9 protein-coding genes are annotated in these 21,168 nt (G+C 44.2%); 8 read left to right on the forward strand and 1 reads right to left on the reverse strand.

The window, feature by feature from the left end; genetic code table 11:
• Positions 1–14 precede the first annotated feature (14 nt).
• The 8 genes from ACTS60_RS07960 (at position 15) to ACTS60_RS07995 (ending at position 11,185) form a co-directional block, all read left to right on the forward strand.
• Positions 15–338 (forward strand): hypothetical protein, encoded by a 324-nt coding sequence (locus ACTS60_RS07960; protein ID WP_440887801.1) that lies wholly within the window; start codon positions 15–17, stop codon positions 336–338.
• A gap of 1,103 nt (positions 339–1,441) precedes the next feature.
• Entirely contained in the window at positions 1,442–1,855 is a 414-nt protein-coding gene (locus ACTS60_RS07965; protein WP_440887802.1) for an RDD family protein, read from the forward strand.
• Positions 1,856–1,927: 72 nt separating this feature from the next.
• Positions 1,928–2,575: an HAD family hydrolase gene (locus tag ACTS60_RS07970; protein WP_440887815.1), complete on the forward strand. Its 648-nt coding sequence runs from the start codon at positions 1,928–1,930 to the stop codon at positions 2,573–2,575.
• A gap of 168 nt (positions 2,576–2,743) precedes the next feature.
• Positions 2,744–3,001, forward strand: coding sequence for a hypothetical protein (locus ACTS60_RS07975; RefSeq protein ID WP_440887803.1), 258 nt, complete (start codon positions 2,744–2,746; stop codon positions 2,999–3,001).
• Between the two features lie 135 nt (positions 3,002–3,136).
• A complete protein-coding gene (locus tag ACTS60_RS07980) occupies positions 3,137–5,989 on the forward strand; it encodes an HD domain-containing phosphohydrolase (protein WP_440887804.1) in 2,853 nt (950 codons plus the stop codon).
• A gap of 105 nt (positions 5,990–6,094) precedes the next feature.
• A complete protein-coding gene (locus ACTS60_RS07985; protein WP_440887805.1) occupies positions 6,095–7,732 on the forward strand; it encodes an ABC transporter transmembrane domain-containing protein in 1,638 nt (545 codons plus the stop codon).
• A complete protein-coding gene (locus ACTS60_RS07990) occupies positions 7,729–9,879 on the forward strand; it encodes an ABC transporter transmembrane domain-containing protein (protein ID WP_440887806.1) in 2,151 nt (716 codons plus the stop codon). Before ACTS60_RS07985 ends, ACTS60_RS07990 begins: the two co-directional genes overlap by 4 nt.
• On the forward strand, positions 9,872–11,185 hold the full coding sequence (locus ACTS60_RS07995; protein WP_440887807.1) for an HlyD family type I secretion periplasmic adaptor subunit: 1,314 nt from the start codon (positions 9,872–9,874) through the stop codon (positions 11,183–11,185). The genes ACTS60_RS07990 and ACTS60_RS07995 overlap by 8 nt, the downstream gene beginning before the upstream one ends.
• 98 nt (positions 11,186–11,283) lie before the next feature.
• Here the strand turns inward: ACTS60_RS07995 and ACTS60_RS08000 are convergent.
• Positions 11,284–21,168 (reverse strand): VCBS domain-containing protein (locus tag ACTS60_RS08000; RefSeq protein ID WP_440887808.1); only part of this gene is annotated, 9,885 nt, incomplete at its 5' end.

The following is a 21,168-nucleotide window of genomic DNA, read 5'->3' on the forward strand; positions in this document are numbered from 1 at the left end:
AAGTAGGTATTTGGATGAGTTTTTTAAAAGTATTGGCTCTTTGTATGTTATCAAGTGTAGCATTTGCAGCAAAAACTGATTGGTTTCAAGTTGGTACTTGTATATATAATGATATTTTCTTATTTGGGATGGATAACGCCAAAGAGAAACATGGTGAATTAGATTTTAATTTTTTGAGTAAAGAAGATAGCTTTGAAATGGGAACTGGGTTTGGCAATCGACAGGCAACACTATTGTCACAGCTACAATCTAAAGGGCAAGAATACACAATAAAGCAAGCGACTCGCTATGCAGAAGTTAGGTGTTCTGAGATTGTTGGCTTTCAAGCCTCAGAGTAATAGGCGCTTGCTACAACACAAAGTGCTATGATAATTCTCATAGACTTTGTAAGGTTCTTATATTGAAACAATTAGTGTTATTTAGTTTTTTACTTGGTTTGACTGCTTGTAAACCTAATGCTAGTGAATCAAGCAAAGATTGTATTCAGGCATCGAATAGAGTAAGTGTTTATACAAAAAGCTTGGACGATTTGCATGAGTTATATGAAAATTAATTGGATTCTGACGAGGCGAAACGTCGAATTTCTGGAATGAAACATCGTATTGAAAAAGTAAAAAGGTATATAAATGTAAACTGTGGTGAACCTTGATTTTTACAAATTATAGCGGTAGTTAAAGATGGGAAAATATGCTTAATAATATCGCTTTAGAAACGGATTGCTTGTTGTTATGTCAAGATTTAATACATGTTTTAATTTTAGATTCTAATACAAATGGTATTGAGTTTTCTACGAGGTAAATTATTTAAGAAAATGACTTAAACTCGCTTCATGCATTCAAACAACAAGGCTTTCATAATTATTTGACATACACTGTAATTTCACTTAGCGCGGTATTACGTATTTGGCTTTATAGATGCCATTAGTCACTTTATGCGGCTTTATGTTCTTGGGAGGAAGGGTTCTATGGGTTGGGAGGTAATTAATGGGGTTACAGGAATAATTGGTGCCATTTGCTGATTACTTGGTCTCGGTTATTTTGGTACCAGAGATAGAGATGATATTGGTTCTAGTGGCCGGATCGTTACGTTACCAATGATCATGTCTTTCTTGCTGGTTAGTGGAGGTTGGGCTTTAATATGTTTGTGTGGATTATGGATCCTTGATCCATTCGGTTCATACGTGAGCAGTGAAGAATACCTTAAGTTCTATACCGCAATTATGCTCTTGCCTTCAGTAATGATTTTATTTTTTGGTTCACTACCCTTAAAACCACCGAACATGACAAAGGAAGTTAGAATGATAACAAGCACTTGGTCTTCTAGTTCAGGCTTATTTTCGTATCTATATTGAAGTGTTTTATTTTTGGTCTCGGCGTTAACTCACTCATTAACACGCCTTTGAATAATATATTCAATATCTAAATTACAAGGAGAGAATTAAATGGAGATAGATGGAGACTCAATTATCGAGTCACACATGCTTGCAAGTCCAGGCTTACGTTATTTAGGTCAACTCATAGACGGCGTAATTAGCATTTCAATTTTTATATTTTTACTTTGGGCGATTACTTTAATCGGTTTGTCCCAAGAAACTGCAAGTTTAATTGCCTTCTTTGTAGCTGCAATTTACTTCCTGCTTTCTGATGGCTTCGCGAAAGGGCAGAGCATCGGAAAGAAGCTATTGGGCATGTCGGTCATTGATTCGGTTACAGGGAAAAGTTGCAGCTTCCCACAATCATTTTTCCGCAATGTGCTTACGCCACTTATCGGCATGCTTGACGCAGTATTCATTCTTGGTAAAAGAAGACAAAGGCTAGGAGACAAGTTGGCAAACACAATCGTTATAGTCAGTTAGTCGATAAACAGCTTTAAAGCCATTCTTGTGGAACTAGGTATCCTGTGTGTATATAAAACTATAGATTTTTTCGTGGAGAGTACTTTGAAAGATTATCAAGTGTATCTATTTGATATGGATGGGACGTTAGTGAATTCGGAGCCGCTAAAAGGGAAGGCGCTGGCGTTAGCGTGCGCAGATTATGGCTCAGAGGTTGATTTTAACATTTATAAGGATGTGATGGGTGAAAGCTGGTCAGTAGTGACAGGACATTTCTTTGAAGCAGCATCGATTTATCCAAAGCTAGAAGAGTTTAATTCCCATTTTCGTACTCACTACGAGCGTCTTTTATCAGATAACTTAGAATTAAATACAGGCGCAAAAGAGTATATTGAACAATTAAACAAGAAAGGGAAAAGGTGTGGTGTTGTTAGCTCTGCGGCAACATGGATGGTGGACAACATCCTCGATACGTTAAATCTTACAGAAGCTTTCGAAACTGTCATTACTCAAGAGCATGTGACTAAGCACAAACCTGATCCTGAAGCTTATAATTTAGCTTTGTCGCAGCTGAATGCCACTCCAGAGAATACGGTGATTTTTGAAGACTCGACTGCTGGGATTTTGGCTGGCAAATCGAGCGGTTGTGAAGTCGTCGCGATTAAGCATGAGTTTAATGGTAAAAATGACATGAGTGCAGCTTCTAAAGTAATTGAAGCTTATGATGAAATGTACTTATGAGAAGGGTTTAAACAGACGGGCAGCGCCTAGTGCTTGGTGTAGTTAGTTCGAGTATTGTTCGCTACGTTAGGTTTTGATTAGCATCAGGGCGTAACGTAGCAAAGTGATATACGAATGACAGTTTAAATCGAATATTCAAAAATAAAGCAAATTATTAGGATTCAAGATATGAAAAGTGGAACGCCGAGAGACTATAGCGAAGATTTATATAGAGTCTACTTTGAAGTTGGAGAGTGGGAAGGGGTAGCTCTTGGTGTCCTTGAATCGTTTGTTGGTTCCCCTCAGTCAATGAATATCTTACACCTCGAATTTGGGTATGAGCTTGCGATGCCTATCCAATGTGTGCCTGATGTCGTAAGGCTTCTAAACGAGAAAAATATAGCCATATATCAGATAGTGCGTGGTGACAAAGTAGAGTTGTCATAGCAAATCAAGTTGAATACGTTTATTAACGATTATCTCTTTAGTTTTAACGTGTAATGCAACGAAGAAAATATACAATTAATCCAATTAGATACTATTGTTTTATAAGCAGGTGATCATCAAATTGGGTAAATAATAATGAGACAAAGTACAAAGGTCCTACCAATACACATACATCTCACGGTAATCATTCTTTTCATCGTTGTCGTAGCCTCCGGAGTTCAGATTTTTGTTACTAATAAAGGTCTTTCTACACTCATTCTAGAAGCGAACAGCAAGCTCTTTGATCGTATTGAATTAGAGACAAGATACAAACTTGATAGCCATTACAGCACGGCCTTCTCTGCATTAAGCTCTTTTGCTCAAAGTGAGAAAAGTCAAGCAACGACTCTCGAAGAAAGGGAGCAGTTGCTGCCTAAGATCACCTACCTCTTAGAGCAATTTCCCCACATCGTTTCCTATTCCTTTTACTACCCATCTGGTGATTTATTTAAAGTCATTCACCTTGAAAAGAAAGCGGTACGTCAGCACTTTGAGGTAGACCAAAGTACTCGGTATTTACTTATACATACCAAAGGTACGGCGCTATATACCAAGGGGCTTGATAGTGAGTTTCGAGAAACACACCCTATAGATTTAGGTGATGGGAGTTTGTTAGGGAATATTCCCAAATGGGAAAACTTGGCTGCCAGCGGTTCAAACAAGGTTTCTAAACCGATGCCTATTTTGGGAGAGGACTTGCTTGGTATTACTGTTTTTAGAAAGAGCGATGATGGCGCCGTTGTTGTTGCTGACGTGTTATTGGAGGATTTGCAGTCTTCTTTGAAGGACACTCTATCAACCAATTCATCATTGAGAGCCTTGTACAACGATGAAGGTGATGTTTATGCCATGATTGCAAATCAAGGTTTAAACGATACTCACAATCCAACCGTAGGTGATTTGAAAAGCGACGTGCTCTTAAAGCTAATAGATGAAGACAAGGAGCAGAGTCAGGGAGTGTTGGGGGAGTTTGAATTTGAGGGAGAGAGCTGGCTTGGGAAGGTTGTCACAATTAAGCCTTTGAATAGTGAGCATATTCATCTGCTGATGGCGACTAAAACTGCAGATTTATTCGATACTGGTTTACTAATCAAAAATCAAACAATCTATGCGTCTCTCCTAATCTTGATTCTCATGTTGCCAGTCATCTATGTGGTTTCTACATATATCTCAAAGCCCATTCAACGAGTAACAAAAAGAGCGTTAGAAATAGAACGCTTTAGGTTTGATGATACCTCTTTGGGCGATAGTGTTATTCGAGAAATTCATGAACTCAATCATGCTCAAATGTCGACGCAAGAAACGATCAAGCAGTTTATTTCTCTAACAAACAACATTGCGAGACAAGAAAACCTGGACGAGATGCTTAGTTTAGTGTGTCGAGATACTGCTCACGCTGTTGGCGCCAATGGCGTATTTCTCTACTTGTTAGATGTTGAGGAAAAAAGCTTAGTTCCAAAGTTCATCTGGTGGGAAGGTATTGAAGATGACAAGTTACAAGCTAAGAATGTGCCAGTATCAGATGCAAGTCGTTTTATTCAAGAGATATTTATTGCAAAGAAACCTGCTATTTTCAATGTCAACGAGTTTCCGCGAATTGATCTTCAATGGGATAAGGGAGACAACGGAGAAATTATTTGTATACCGCTTTCATCACGTTCAGGAGAGGTCATCGGTTCTTTTGGTGTTTTGTATGAGAATGGTAGAGCCGAAGAACATTATGAACAGTATGCTGACTACCTAAAAACGTTGTTAGGTTTTACATCAGTTACGATAGAAACACACAACATGCTTGACGACCAAAAAGCATTGTTAGACTCCTTTATTCAAGTATTTGCTGGATCTTTAGATAAAAAGTCTCCGTACACAGGGAATCATTGCCAAAGAGTGCCAATCATTACGCAATGGTTAACGCAGGCTGCACAAGAATCTGAAAATGAGATTTTCCGTAATTTTAGTCTCAACTCTAAGCAATGGGATGAGCTCAACATGGCAAGTTGGTTGCACGATTGTGGCAAGATAACGACCCCAGAACATGTCGTGGACAAGGCTACGAAACTAGAAACGATTTATGATCGTATCCATGAGATACGAATGCGTTTTGAAGTCCTTAAAAGAGAGAGTGAAATAAGCTTACTCAAGGAAAATATAGCCCAACTGCCGGATGAGTTTAACGAGCGATTAAAGCAACGTCATTTAGAAATTGATGATGACTTTGAGTTTATTGCAAATCTCAACCTTGGAAGTGAGTTTGTGGATGATGAAGCTCTTGAGCGTCTAAATCAGATTGCAGCGCACACTTGGACAAGAACCCTAAGCAAAACCATGGGTATATCTTGGGCTGAAAAGCAACGTTATGAAGATGAGCTTGAACTTCCGATTAGTGAGCCGTTATTAAGTGATCGTTCTGAACACATAGTCCCTTGGGACTTTCCTCCAACCAACGAAGAACGATTTACTCTTAAGCCAACCATACACCAAGCTAATATGGGTGAGATATACAATCTATCTATCCAACGAGGGACCTTGACCGACGAGGAAAGGTTCATTATCAACGATCACATCATTCAAACCATCCAGATTCTTGAGTCTCTACCTTTTCCAAAACACATGAGTAATGTGTCTAAGATAGCTGGGGGACACCATGAAAAAATAGATGGGACAGGCTATCCAATGGGACTAAAAGGGGAAGATATGCCTACAACAGCCAAAATAATGGCTATTGCGGACGTATTTGAGGCTCTAACGAGTGCAGATCGACCATATAAAAAAGCGAAGTCATTGTCAGAATCTATTCGAATTATGAGTTTTATGGTTAAAGACAATCATCTAGATAGAGATTTGTTCGAGTTATTCCTTACGTCTGGAGTGTATAAACGCTTTGCCGATGAATTTATGACTTCGAGTCAGGTTGATGCGGTAGATATTCAGCAATATCTTCGAAGTTAAAGTGGTTAAGTGAACTGACTTTTCTATATTAAATTCAGCTTCTTACCTTGCAGAACCTTGAAGTATGTACCAAGCTTATTTCATAAGCATGGATAAGGATTGTGTATGCCTGTAACGTCAGTAAAAAACAAAGGGGTAGTAAGGAAAGTCTTACTGCCTTCTTTACTTATTAACCTCTTGTCATTAGCCGTTCCATTAACGGTTCTTCAGATCTACGATCGCATTCTTCCCAATCAAAGTTATGGTACGGCCACACTGCTTTTAGTGGGGGCGACACTAGCTGTAGGCATGGAAGCACTCATTCGTTTTGTTCGCACTTGGCTTTTGTCTGCGGCGGCCAGCAATACCGAAAAAGCCACTTACCAAACTTTGGTAAAAAGAGTGACCACTGCATCATCAGGCCACCTTCGTAAGCTCGGTGTGGGTGGTGTCGAAGAGGGACTAGGATCAGTATCCAAAGTTAAGGATTGGTATTCTGGTGGGATAATCTCTGGATTTATCGACTTGCCTTTTGCATTGATCTTTCTCGGGCTGGTGGCTTATATCGGCGGTGAGCTAGTGGCGATACCTTTGGCAGTTTGGCTCATTACGCTTGGTATTGTTTGGCTGTCTTCTATCCGCGTGAAAAGTTTAAGTGAAGAAGCTTCTAAAGATGAGAAGGAGAGAAAAGCCTTCTTGATTCTTCTTAGCCAAACCATTCAGGGTATTAAACGTCAGGCTGTAGAATCTCGAATTTTTAACCAGTTTAAATCGCTCAATAATGTCCGATCTCAATCCAAAGCCAAAGAAGAAGAGCAGAATGCCTTCGCTCAAGAGTGTATTCAGCTTGCAGCACTGGCGACATCTGTTTTGTTGGTGATTACCGGGAGCTTGTGGGTATTGGATGGCCAGTTAACCACAGGTGGGTTAGCAGCATGCTCCATCTTATCGGGTAGAGCTGTTGCGCCTCTGAGCGCTCTGGTTGGGGTTCGAATCAAGCTTAATTCAATACATAGTGCTAATCAGGCAATAGAAAAGTTAGGAGACTTATTACTGTCTGAGTCTGCGGTTTCTGAGCTTAACTTATCTGACTTTGAGACTTTAGAAATCAAGCAAGCCACTGTTGAAAGATATGGTGAACTCGCTAGTGCGGATGTGACGCTAAATAAAGGTGAACTGGTGTTATTGGAGAGTGAAGATCGTCACACCAATAGTCACTTACTCTCTTCGATAGCAGGGATTGATGATTTAGCCGCGGGTGAGTGCTTCATCAATGGCGAAGCCGTTTCTATTGCATCTGTCGCTCAAGCCACCGCTTACTGCGGGGTTAAAGGGCAGTTAGTCTCAGGTACGATTCTGGACAATTTGTGTGGCTTTGATCCTGAGAGAACACAAAGCGCCAATGACTATGCTGTGCGCTTAGGATTAACCAAAGAAATTACCCGTTTACCTGATGGGTTAGAAACACAAATTGGTCATACGAGTGCCTCTTTGTTGAGTATGGGCAATATTAAAATGCTCAATATTGCGGCTCAATTAGCGAGTGGCAAGCCCGTTATCATGCTAGAAAGACCGGATTCGTCGCTCGATCTCAATGCTCTCGGTAACCTGGTTAAGGTGCTGGAAGAAGAAGTATTGGCAGGGCGAGCCATATTGATGGTGAGCTACCATGCAAAACTTCGCGAAATAGCAAGCCGAACCATTACGGTGGAAAGTCTCGCCATTACGGAAGACAGTGAAAGTAAGCAGGAGGCTGTTGCATGAATCGTTTAGATGCTAGTAACCGTGTGGAAACGAGCGGCCGACAAGAGATGATGAATCATCTAGAAACAGAGAGCCTTTCTGTTCTTAAGCAGTTGGAAGTTAACGCGAATATCCAGTTGTTTGCCCATCAATGGGTCGATGAGAATGGCATTGACTCATTAGACGATATGTTTGCCTTGTTTGACAGGCTTGCATTGCCATATCGTTTGGTATCCAACTTAGATGACGTAGGCGAGCACAAATTAGTCTTACTGGTCATTGGTGAAAGTGAGTTGGTTTCAGGGCATCTAGAATCAAAGCAGTTTGTTGCTTCTGATGCCCATGAAGACGTTATGGATATTCCACAATTTTGTATTGTTATAGAAGGCCCACCGTTGGAGAAGGCCTCTCCGGACTGGGTTGGCGAACGGTTACATGCGTTTCGTCCCATTATTCCTAAATTACTTTTGGTTAGTTTCACCACCAATTTGTTTGCACTCGCCGTGCCATTCATCACTATGTCGATCTATGACCATGTAATCGGTGGCGATGCTGGGCATGAACTACAAGGAATTGCCATTGGGGCTGCTTTGTTGTTTGTGATGATGGGCTGGTTAAGAACATTGCGCAGTCGAGTGTTTGCTTCTGTGTCTAACCGAGTAAGTCGCGAGATATCTCAGTCCCTTGTGCAGCGACTATTAAGAAATAGCTATGCTCAAAACCAGCAAACGGCCTCGTCTAGTCAACAGAACCAAGTGATGTTATCTGAGCGTATTTCAGGTGTGTTATCAGGACCACTCGGTAATGCGTTGTTTGACTTACCTTTCATTGCCATTTTTGTCCTGGCGATAGGTGTGTTAGGTGGCTGGTTGGTACTGGTTCCAATTGTCTCTTTGGTTCTGTATTACCTGTTAGCTAAGCGTTCGATACGTTCGAGTAGTAAGCGGTCAATGCAATCGACGGTAGCCGGCACGAATCGTCAAAATATGACGAATGAGTTGTCGTCCAAGCTTGCCTTTATTCGCAGTGCTGGGTTTTCAGAGCACTGGATTCAACGCTTCCAAAAAGCCAATCTGCTTGCCTCTACGGTTACGTTTAATCAATCGGTTCTGCAAAGTCGATACACCTCGATTTACTACTTTATCGGAGTGGGCTCAACACTGGCTGTTATGGGCTTAGGTATTGGACTAATTTTCGAGCAAGTGATGACGCCCGGTGGTTTGATTGCATCAATGATGTTGATTTCCAAAGTGACTGGGCCTGCGCAGGTGTTGGCCAACAGCGCGATGCGTTTTAATAGCTTTAATCAATCCAAACTGCAGGTAAATCGTATTTTGTCTCAGCCGTCTGAACGTGAATTCAGTTACCAGCATCATCCATTGCCAACGGTTGCTCCGAACTTGAAGTTAGACCAAGTGACTCTCCGTTACCCTAAACAGAGTCGCCCTGCATTGAATGGGGTAAGTTTTGATGTTGAAGCGGGCGATATTGTCGCGATAACTGGTCCTTCAGGCAGTGGCAAATCGACATTAGTTGAAGTGTTGTCCGGTTTACAGCCTATTCAAAACGGCATGGTTGAGCTTAAGGGGGTAAACCTTGCTCAGTACGATCCGCAGCTCTATCGACACTGGTGTTTCATTCGCGCTGCTTACCCTGACTTACTCACTTTGAGTATTCGAGAGTGGTTGAGCGATGGACATAAAGTGGAGGAGCAGAAAATGGTATCTGCCATTGATATGGTTGGCGGTAAGCGATGGTTCTCCACATTACCAGATGGGTTGGATACCTCTATCAGCAGCATCCAACCGGATAGCCTGTTTGATATGTTGTCAGGCACTGTCGCTCAGATCCTTATTGACGCGAAAGCTTTGGTTTATGACTACCCGATGTTCCTAATGGATAATCCGGTGCCTGATGGCCATCCCAATGCTAAACGTGTATTCGGTGAGTTCTTGGCGATGAAGAAAGGAAAAGCAACGGTGATCTATACATCGCATGATCCTGACTTGATTAAGCTCGCTGATAAAGTCGTGGTGTTAGACGAGGGTGCTGTGGTTTATGCAGGTCCTCTCGAGCAGCCATCAGAGTCTCAAGAGCAGCAGTTATCTGACACACAAGAGTTACCAAAGCAAAAAGTAGAGTCAAAGCAAGGAGTCGCTAATGGCTAAAAAAACTATCGAGACTGGCAAGCGCTATGGTGAGCTTGTCGAATCACAAAATACGGCTCGTACATTGGCTATGGCTACGTGGTCAGTTGCTTTATGTGTGATTGCTTTTGTCATTTGGTCTGTGGTCACTCAAGTTGATGAAATCGCTAAAGCAAAAGGGGCGGTGATTCCAGAGGGTGAGAAGCAAGTCTTGCAAAGTGAAATTGGTGGTAAGTTAAAACAAATTCTAGTCAAAGAAGGTCAATTGGTAGAGAAAGGTCAACCGCTTGTTGAGTTTGATGCTACGTTCCAGCGTACCGCTCTTGAAGAGTTGCAATCTCAACAAGTGACATTATTAGCTAGTATTGAGCGCATGAACGCTCTACTTGATAACCGTGAGCCGAATTTTGGTGAGTTTGAAATTGATTTCCCAGAGATCGTGAGCCAGCAAAAGGCGCAATTAAATGCTCAGAAAGGACTGTACTTTCAGAAACGTATTGTTCTTGAAAAGGATAGTGAGCAGCTTGCTGAGCAGCTTCGTAGTGTAGAAAAGTCTCTACCTAGCTACACAAAAGAGCTGAATGCCACTAAGCAAGAACTGAACATACTGGAAAAAGGGTATAAAGCGGGAAATATCTCGCGCTTAAGAGTTCTTGAAATGCGCCAAAAACTGGCCAGTATCGAACAAAAAATAGAAGAAGCACGTGGTAAGAAATCAGTATTGATTAAGCAAGCGGACAGCAATGAGCAAAAGATAGAACAGCTTCTTGCCGAGGCAAAGGCGAAAGTGAGTGAAGATCGGTCTAAAGCTGTGTCCGACTTATCAGCTTTAAATGCAAGAGTACGCTCAAGCCAAGCGAAATTGACTAACACTATGTTAGTCTCGCCACTACAAGGCTTGGTGCAAAGTCTGCCAAGTACACAGAATGGTGGTGTTATTCAGCCAGGAGGTACGGTGGTTGAAATTGTTCCTGTCGGTGGTAAAGCTGATTTTAAAGCGCGTTTGTCGCCAAGAGATATTGGTTTCGTAAGCGTAGGGCAGCCGACTCGAATCAAGATTGATGCATTTGATTACAGTCGCTTTGGTGCTTTAAAGGGAGAGGTTGAAAGTATTTCACCGACAACAAGTCAAAGTGAACGAGGCGAGATCTATTATGAAGTAGTAGTATCAATCGAAACACCATATTTTCGTGATAACCCCGAGAGCTTCTCTATCTTGCCAGGTATGACAGGTGAGGTAGACATCACAACTGGAGAGAAGTCTGTGTTCCAGTACCTTTGGAAGCCTATTTATACTAATGTGAGTGTCGCGTTTGGTGAAAGGTAAATACTCAAAATGCAGTGGTACTATCCAGCTGTAGTCTCGATCTGAAGTAAACAAAGGGAGCACATCATTTGCTCCCTTTTGCTTCGTATCGTTGTTAGTTAATTATTAGGATCGATATCCGGCAGCCCGTCTACGTCATTGTGATGGTGATGTTCATCATCTTGGTTGTGGTCAATTGTCGTATCATGGTGTTCAAGTGCATCCGACATATCCAAATGCGCTTGATCGTAATCTACCGCATGTTGTTGGTCGACTTGTGCAAGTACAATGTCGATATCAGCAGGTTGATCGTGATCAACCGGAGATGTTACATCCGGTTTGATGCCTAGAGCATCTAAGTAAGCGGCAGCACCATGATGGCTGGTTTTCTGTTCGGATTCTTGATGTACATGTTGAGTTAAATCTTGATAACTATCATCACTTTGAGTGACCGTAAAGCTCGCTTGTGAATCTACACCTGGAATATCATGCGGCTCTGGAGGTGGCGGTGGTGGAGCAGGGTGTGATGAATGGGTGACAGGTGTGATCGTCATATCTACCACCTCAGTCCCAACCGTAAGTTTGCCACTATGCCCTGGTCCATGACTGAGTATTTGAACGTTTACGTGGGCAACCACCTCATCCTGATTTGTCCCTTGCAGTGCGATTTCGAACTTATCTTCATGCTGACCAATACCTGAAGCACTGCCATGTGGTCCAGTGTGGACTTGTGCTTGCTCTTGGTAATGTAAATGACCGGTTTGAGGATCAATGGTTAACGTTCCATATTGCCCATGATGGCTTGTTACATACTGACCATTAGGTAGGTGGATACGCCAACCGTTTTGCGCCGATGGGACTGGCGTTTGAGATGGGACAAGAGGCGGAACACCAAGTGTACCGGACACTTGATGGCTTCCAGATGGCGGTTTAACAACAATCGGCTCTGGGATTGCACTGGCGGCAACACCTTGGCTACCCGCTGTATTTCCGTGTTCGTCTGTCATGGTGACTTGTACTTGAGAGTCTGGGCTTACTTCAATTCGTAACCCATGCTGGAGTGTATGGGTATCTAGTACGTGATCTTGTCCATTAACAACGAGATGTTCGCCAACCTTAGCATCACCCGGTGGTGTGATTGTCGCGGTGACTGTATTTGGGTGCCCATGGGCTATTTCAGCCTTGCTATAAAGTCCATCAGGTCCAGGGTTTTCAAAGGTAATTGTCGGTAGATTAACTTGTGTATCAACTTGATATGCGCCATTAGTCACGGCATGAACACTATTGCCCGCGCTATCCGTTACCATTATTGATGCTTCTATTTGTTGATCAGCATCTGCAATGAGTTCACTGCCTGGGACGGCAATTGAATAGTGTCCTTTTGCATCTACTGTACCAGTATGTTGTGCTCCATTTACATCTAAAGTAACGATGTCGCCGATACTAAAATCACCTGAAACAGCTCCCGTGATATTGATAGAGCTGTTGGACTCTTGAGCATTAATCACACTGTCAGCTGTGATAGGGTCCATCTGAATTCCAACGTGTACTTGCGTATCTATGTGTACAGAAAGGAACGAAGATGTTGCTGATATCCCGGATGAAGGAGTTAATGCCTTAGCGGATAGATTATGATTGCCATCGGTTAAGCTATTGACCACAATGCTATATTGACCTGAAGCATCAGATACCGCGTGTCCAACGGGTTTTGAACCATCGTATATCGTCACTTGAGAATATGGAATGTCAGTGTGTCCGGTAATGGTTGGAGTGGCATCGTTGGTTAGGTTATCAGTGTTAGATGAACCTAAATCACTTGCGGGTGAAAGCTTAATAGTCACATCAACCACAGGAGCAATAGTTAAGGTCCCTTGAGAAGGCGCTGAATCTTTTAGACCATCACTAACACTATACTGAAAGTCTACATCTCCGTTAAAATCTTTGGCAGGTTGAAAAAGCAGCTTCCCGATATCATAAACAGGAATCTCCTGACCTGCAGTAACGGCATGCCCATTGATGAGCAGTTGTCCATGAGCAGGCTCTGGTAATTGAGTGATAGTGATGTGATCTAAGGGATCACCATCTTTATCGCTATAACCGAAATCTTGCACGCTAAAGTGATAGGTTTGATCTTCGTCCCCGAGCATAATGGATTGAATAATATCTGGAGCGGTGTCCGTCATCACATCACTCACGTGCATGCTGGTATTATCAGCCGTGCTGGTTGCCGTGGAGCCATCCGGGCCTGTGGTTGTTACTTCTACATGTAAACGGACATCTCCAGTTGGTGCTGTGTTAGGAAGCACGACACCAATGCTTGAACGATACCAATCTTGCACTTCGACAGCTTTGCCATTATGAACTGTTGCTGTGTGTCCATGGCCATCATCAAGCATTGTCCCGTCGGGCAAACCTGAGAGTTTAACACTGGTTACATGGTCGTCTGGATCGGTTGCTTGTACATCCAGATTTAGTTCATGATGGAGCGGGTCACCGCCAATTAGTGGGCTATTCAATGAGTGATGTTCTAATGCGTTAGACTGGTGCCCTGTATGATCGACTAGTTGCCCGCCTTGGATGCCTAATTCCAGTAAAACCCTGCCAGAACCAATTCCTGGTGTTGATTCACTTAATGGTCCAGAGGCTACCTGTTGGGCTGTTACTTCTCCTTGCATAATGACAGCACTGGTAAATACAGCTTGCACACTTAAATCACTCGCAGGCGCTTTCATCTGCCCATCGCTGTACATTACCTGCCCATTTTCATTCATCAGTGGGTGTAATCCATCACCTAAATTAACCCCAGTATGTCCTACTGCTTTTGCAATAAAGATTGGTATATGGTCTCCCCCACGACCTTGGTGGTTAAACCAAAAGGTAGGATTTCCAAAAATCTGTGCATCATCTCCAGCAGTGTTGTAACTATTCATGCCTAAATCACTATCATGCCATATCTGAGCACTGTTGGTGTGAAAGACAGGTTGACCATCTTGATAAACAGTGGCGCTATGCGATGCAGTATTTACTGAGAAGGTGAGTCGATGTGGATCATGGTTTTGAGTAATATCAATACCTGTTTGAATTGGTTTATGTCCCGGTAGCCAAATAGTAAGGTTTTGTGGGTTGGTGACCGTAAATGTATTTAACGTGTTGGTATGACTGTCGTCTGAATAAATTTTACATACTGCTGCAGCTCCTTGTTGTTCACCTTTGGCGACAGCATTACCAAATTGTATTAAAACGGATTCTTTATTAAGGTGTGAGCCTGAAGGAATTTTAACCACGACTTCAGCGGTTAATTCTGGTGAAGTCTGATGGGTAAGGTGAGAACCATCCAAGCGGGTAACAGCAAGCCCATTCCCTTGTCCTGATTGCATGGTTGCTTCAGTCGCGCTCAGATGCATCGAAATCGACGCTGCATCGGTGACGCTGTCTACCGTAATATGACCTGAAGCCGCTGCCGACTGCATGCCATTTTCACTCACGGTAAATCCAAAGCTGGCATCACCGTGGTAGTTTTGCGCTGGTGTAAAAACAAGCTGGTCAATGTGGGCTGTGTCGATATGTTGTCCAGCTGCCACAGGCTGCCCATTGAACGTCAAAGTGCCGTGTGTTACATCAGGTAAAGAACTGATGGTGAGCTGATCAAAATTGTCCGCACTGAACTCTGCAGCAGTAAAGGTATGTGGGGAATCTTCATGCATCTGAATGATCCCGGAGCTTGCCGTTGGCGCACTGCCCATACTGGCATGAACAGACACTGAAGCTCCTTCAGGGTCGGTGACCTGATAACTGATGTCTACCGGCCCTTTGTATCCATTTTCAGGATGGTAAAGATAACCTCCATGGCCATCAGGAGTAATGGTGCCGTGGTCCGCTTGTAGGTGGCTGACACTTAAATGCTGATTGTCATACGTATCTGAGTCGTGAACATTAGCCAGCAAATCACGTAAAGCGATAGGTGTATTACCATTTTGCGGCGTGATAAAGGTTTGCCCATTAACAACTGGCGCATCGTTGGTTCCCAGAATTGTGACTACAATGTCATGTTTGGTTCCATCACTGGCGGTCACCGTGATCTTATCTTGTACATTCTCTTGGGCGCCAACATGTTGCACTTTACTTTGATCAAGCGTGTATTCCCAACGTCCGTTGACCATCGTAAAAGAACCGTAACCGTTGTCACCTGATGTGGCCGGCATATCTGGCAGTGTTGGCGTTTGATTCGTATCTGGGTCGGTGATGGAAATACTGCCGTGCACCGTAGCAACATCTCCCACATTTCCTTCCGTTAAGTTTCCTGAAAAATCCCCTTTAAATTCAGAAGGGGTGTCCGTGCCCGTTAGATTAACTGTCACTTGATGGGTCACGCCATCGTGGGTTCTAAACGTAAAGGTTTCTTGGGCTTTTGCGCCATCTGGCAAGGATGTGGCTTTATCACCAGCCACAAAGGACCAGTGACCATCTTTCATAGTGAAAGTACCGTAACCATGATCTCCTATTTGGTTTTGTACATTAACAAAGGTGTCTGGGGTCGCATCTGGATCAGTAATATGCAAGTCACCATGGGCATCATCGGTCACACCATTAAAATGCGCCGTGGCACTGTTTGTCCCGCGCGTAAACATTGCATAGCCATTTACACCATAATTTGGGTCTCCCATGTTCATTACCCAAAACCCATGCTGCAGATCCAAGCCCTGTGCAGCACCACCTGCCGGACCCTCATCACCGCCTACAGAATACCAACGACCAGCGTTTGGATCGTTTTTGGTCACCGGTGGAAAGTCAAAACCAGCAGAAATGGTGGCCAGCCAAGCCCCTTGGGGAACCGTCAAATCTGGCATAGCACCTTGTGAACCGCCCTCAGTGACAGAGGCACTGTTATCACCTGAAATCGTTGCAACATCGTTCACTGCCACCAAGTTCATCGAGGCGGTTTGTGGTATAGACGCCCCATGCTCATCTTGCACTTGGTAACTAAACTGGACTGGACCGTTATAGTCCTTGTCAGGTGTAAAACGAAAAGTACCATCGTGGTTGTCTACAATTTGTCCGTGATCGGCAGACAAATTATGTATGCTCAGTTGTGCGTTATGGTCAATATCACTGGCATGGGCTAGCAAATCAGAAGCTTGCAAGGTCACAGTCGTGTCTTCTTTTCCTGTAGCCAATATGACTGACGATGACACAGTCGGAGCATCATTAGTGCCCGTAACGGTAATAGTAATGCGGTGAGACGTGCCATCCGCAGAATGAACCTCATAGATGACATCTTTAGTTTCACCTTGCTTTAGGGCTTGTACCGCTGGATTGCCATTTGCTAGGACGTAATCCCAATTGCCATGACGGTCGATGTGCATTTCTCCCTGGAAGGGGTCACTGATAGCTTTTTCGTGTCCAAATACCCCTGACGCCCTAAAGTGATCTTCACCAGCATCTGGATCGGATATAGAAAGGCTTCCGGTCACTTGAATATGATGCATCGAATCGGGGAAAACGTGCCGATCTTCAGTAATTGAACCAGTATCGACACCTGCGATGATCGCAGAGTCGTTGCTACCTTGTACATTTATTTGAATATGTTTTGTTGCTGTAGAGCCATCACTTGAAATGGCAACAATATCAAATCCTTCTGTTTGATATTGTCCCGCCGTTAAGTGCTGTGCTTTGGCCGGATCTAATTGGTAATGCCAAGTACCATCTGTCGCGACACTGAAACTGCCAAAATTACCGGTTAAATTCTGCGTTTGAAAATGCACGCTATCATCTTTATCAACATCGTGTGCTTGTAATGTGCCTGATAGCGTGGTTTTTTGATCTTCAATGGCAGTGCCAATCGATGCTGTTAACGAATCAGGTGTATCGATAATAACGCTATCTTCTGTGCCTTTAATCGTCGCTGTAATAGGAATTCGTGTGCCATCTGCGGTGATCAACGTCATGTGATCGGTGAGACTTTGACCATCTTTTAATTGTTGAATTTCAGGGTGATTATTATCTGCGATATAAAGCCATTTATTATGTCCATCAAATCCATGAGTGGTAACAAATGAACCGTGATCACCCTGTAAAGTCATTGCAAAATTGGCGGGGACGCTATGCTCAACACCATTAACTTCAATTTTGACAATTTGTGCATCTGCTTGACCATCGGTGTCAGTAATATCTAGATTTTTCCAATAAGAAGTTAACGTATGAGAAGAGGAACCGCTAAGATGATCTTCAATTACTTCGTTGCTAGATAACGCATTCGCAAGTACGGAAGCATCATTGACAGCAACTAAATTGATCGTTGCGTCTGTGTGCGTAGCCCCGCCGTGGCGATCAATGACATCATAGGTAAAGTGCACATCTCCGTTGTAGTCTTTTTCTGGCGTGAAGGTGAAACTGCCATCGGCATTGCTGCTGATTGAACCATGGTCGGCGCTTAAGTGGGTGGCTTTTAGCCAGCCTTGATCGTTGCGGTCACTATCACTGGCATGGGCTAACAAATCCTGTTGGGTTAATATAACCTGTTTATCTTCAATGCCTTGTGTCAGAACGAGTCCACTTGTCACCGTTGGAGCATCGTTACTACCGTGCACGACGACAGTGACCGTTTTACTCACTTTGCTTCCATCAGTCGATAACGCTTCAATGGTGAAATGCTCGTTCCACTCATCACCTTGCCCTAAAGCACCTGCTTTTGCTTCATCCACCACGTAGTGCCAGTGACCATCGGCATCAACTGAAAACTCACCATATTTGCCAGCAGTTTGGGTGACAGTCCAACTTACAGAGTCATGTGTGTCAGTATCATGTGCGAGTAATTGCCCCGTAATTTGTGCACCCGTGTTTTGATCTTCAATCACATCCCCAAGATGATTGAGTGTATCGATTATAACGTGATCTTCGGTGCCTTTAATTTCGACAGATAAGGACTGGCGAGTGCCATCTGGCGCAACTAAAGTGATACTTTCGTGTAAAGACTCGCCCTCTTTTAACCCTTGAATCGACGGGTTGCGATTATCGCCGTTATACAACCAAACTAGCTCCCCCTTGTGAGGGCCATGAGAATATGTTGTTAGCTCGAACTTGCCATAATTAGTCTGAATATCAAGAGGCGAGCCAACTTGCCAAGTGACAGTTTTACCGCCAAATTCAATGTCAACCTGATCGACGTTATTGTCAATGTCGGTAACCGTCAGTTGATGCCATTGTGTACCAGCAAAGCGACTAACACCAAAGTTGCCATAAGAGTTAACTCCAGGATCGATGTCTTCTTTAACTGAGTCAGTTGTAACGCCGCCAATCACGGTTTTGTCGTTGGTGCCGTTAATGGTGACCTTGATGGTTGACGGAGTGCCATCCACAGAGGTGACCGTGAATGTCTCTTCAACCTTATCGCCCACGTTCAGTTGGTTAAAGGTGCTGTTGGCAGTGAATACCCAATGACCATTAGCATCAATGGTTAAGTTGCCATGAGTACCTGTTATCGAATCTGGTGTAAAGGCGTTATCGGGATTATCGACATCGGTACTGGTTAGGGTGCCTGAAGTCGTGACCGCTGAATCAGTTTCATCAACAGCCACAGTCGCGCTGCTGACGGTCGCCGCATCGTTGGTGCCGTTAATGGTGACCTTGATGGTTGACGGAGTGCCATCGACAGAGGTGACCGTGAATGTTTCTTCAACTTTGTCGGCCACATTCAGTTGGTTAAATGCACTGTTTGCAGTGAATACCCAATGACCATTAGCATCAATGGTTAAGTTGCCATGAGTACCTGTTATCGAATCTGGTGTAAAGGCGTTATCGGGATTATCGACATCGGTGCTGGTCAGGGTGCCTGAAGTCGTGACCGCTGAATCAGTTTCATCAACAGCCACAGTTGCGCTGCTGACGGTCGCTGCATCGTTGGTGCCATTGATAGTCACTTTAATCGTGGATGGGGTGCCATCAATTGACGTTACCGTGAATGTCTCTTCAACCTTATCGCCCACGTTCAGTTGGTTAAAGGCGCTGTTAGCGGTGAACACCCAGTGACCATGGGCATCAATGGTTAAGTCGCCGTGGGTACCTGTGATGGAATCAGGGGTGAAGGCATTGTCCGGGTTATCGACATCGGTGCTGGTCAGGGTGCCAGAGGTGGTGACGGCTTTATCCGTTTCATCAACCGCCACAGTCGCGCTGCTGACCGTAGCCGTATCATTAGTGCCGTTGATGGTCACTTTTATAGTCGATGGTGTGCCATCGACAGAGGTGACCGTGAACGTCTCTTCAACTTTGTCGCCAACGTTCAGTTGGTTAAAGGCGCTGTTGGCCGTGAACACCCAGTGACCATGGGCATCAATGGTTAAGTTGCCGTGGGTACCTGTGATGGAATCAGGGGTAAAAGCATTGTCCGAGTTATCCACGTCCGTACTGGTCAAAGTACCTGAAGTCGTGATTGCTGTGTCAGTTTCATCAACTGCCACAGTCGCACTGCTCACCATTGCTGCGTCATTCGTACCGTTGATGGTCACTTTAATTGTGGATGGTGTGCCATCGACAGAAGCAACCGTAAATGTCTCTTCAACTTTGTCACCGACATTAAGTTGGTTGAATGCACTGTTGGCAGTGAACACCCAATGACCATGGGCATCAATGGTTAGATCGCCGTGTGTACCTGTGATCGAATCTGGTGTAAAGGCGTTATCGGGATTATCGACATCGGTACTGGTTAGGGTGCCTGAAGTTGTGATGGCTTTGTCCGTTTCATCAACCGCAACAGTCGCACTGCTGACGGTCGCCGCATCGTTGGTGCCGTTAATGGTGACCTTGATGGTTGACGGAGTGCCATCGACAGAGGTGACTGTGAATGTCTCTTCAACTTTGTCACCAAGGTTAAGTTGGTTGAATGCGCTGTTAGCGGTGAAGACCCAATGACCATGGGCATCAATGGTTAGGTCACCGTGAGTCCCTGTGCTTGAGTCTGGGGTGAAGGCGTTATCTGGGTTATCGACATCAGTACTGGTTAGGGTGCCTGAAGTCGTGATGGCTTTGTCCGTTTCATCAACAGCCACAGTGGCACTGCTGACGGTCGCGGCATCGTTAGTTCCGTTAATAGTCACCTTGATGGTTGACTGAGTCCCATCGACAGAAGCAACAGTAAAGGTTTCTTCGATCTTGTCGCCAACGTTCAGTTGGTTAAATGCGCTGTTGGCGGTGAATACCCAGTGACCGTTGGCATCAATGGTTAAGTCACCGTGTGTGCCCGTGATCGAATCTGGTGTGAAGGCATTATCTGGATTATCAACATCGGTGCTGGTTAAGATGCCAGAGGTCCTTACCGCAGAGTCAGTTTCATCAACAGCCACAGTGGCACTGCTGACGGTCGCAGCATCGTTGGTACCGTTGATAGTGAGCTTGATGGTTGACTGAGTCCCATCGACAGAAGCAACAGTAAAGGTTTCTTCGATCTTGTCGCCAACGTTCAGTTGGTTAAATGCGTTGTTGGCGGTGAATACCCAGTGCCCATTGGCATCAATGGTTAAGTCACCGTGTGTGCCTGTGATCGAATCTGGTGTGAAGGCATTATCTGGATTATCGACATCGGTGCTGGTTAAGATGCCAGAGGTCGTTATCGCAGAGTCAGTTTCATCAACAGCCACAGTGGCACTGCTGACGGTCGCCGCATCGTTGGTGCCGTTAATGGTGACCTTGATGGTTGACTGAGTTCCATCGACAGAAGCAACAGTAAAGGTTTCTTCGATCTTGTCGCCAACGTTCAGTTGGTTAAATGCGCTGTTGGCGGTGAATACCCAATGCCCATGGGCATCAATGGTTAGGTCACCGTGAGTCCCTGTGATTGAGTCTGGGGTGAAGGCGTTATCGGGGTTATCGACATCAGTACTGGTTAGGGTGCCTGAAGTCGTGATGGCTTTGTCCGTTTCATCAACCGCAACAGTCGCACTGCTGACGGTCGCCGCATCGTTGGTGCCGTTAATGGTGACCTTGATGGTTGACGGAGTGCCATCGACAGA

Source organism: Vibrio sp. WZ-1 (assembly GCF_052037695.1).
Taxonomy (GTDB): Bacteria; Pseudomonadota; Gammaproteobacteria; order Enterobacterales; family Vibrionaceae; genus Vibrio.

What these genes read in the sequence shown, in the direction of transcription:
- ACTS60_RS07995 (WP_440887807.1), top strand. Translation starts at nt 9,872, where the DNA reads ATGGCTAAAAAAACTATCGAGACTGGCAAGCGCTATGGTGAGCTTGTC.
- ACTS60_RS07990 (WP_440887806.1), top strand. Translation starts at nt 7,729, where the DNA reads ATGAATCGTTTAGATGCTAGTAACCGTGTGGAAACGAGCGGCCGACAA.
- ACTS60_RS07975 (WP_440887803.1), top strand. Translation starts at nt 2,744, where the DNA reads ATGAAAAGTGGAACGCCGAGAGACTATAGCGAAGATTTATATAGAGTC.
- ACTS60_RS07980 (WP_440887804.1), top strand. Translation starts at nt 3,137, where the DNA reads ATGAGACAAAGTACAAAGGTCCTACCAATACACATACATCTCACGGTA.
- ACTS60_RS07960 (WP_440887801.1), top strand. Translation starts at nt 15, where the DNA reads ATGAGTTTTTTAAAAGTATTGGCTCTTTGTATGTTATCAAGTGTAGCA.
- ACTS60_RS07985 (WP_440887805.1), top strand. Translation starts at nt 6,095, where the DNA reads ATGCCTGTAACGTCAGTAAAAAACAAAGGGGTAGTAAGGAAAGTCTTA.
- ACTS60_RS07965 (WP_440887802.1), top strand. Translation starts at nt 1,442, where the DNA reads ATGGAGATAGATGGAGACTCAATTATCGAGTCACACATGCTTGCAAGT.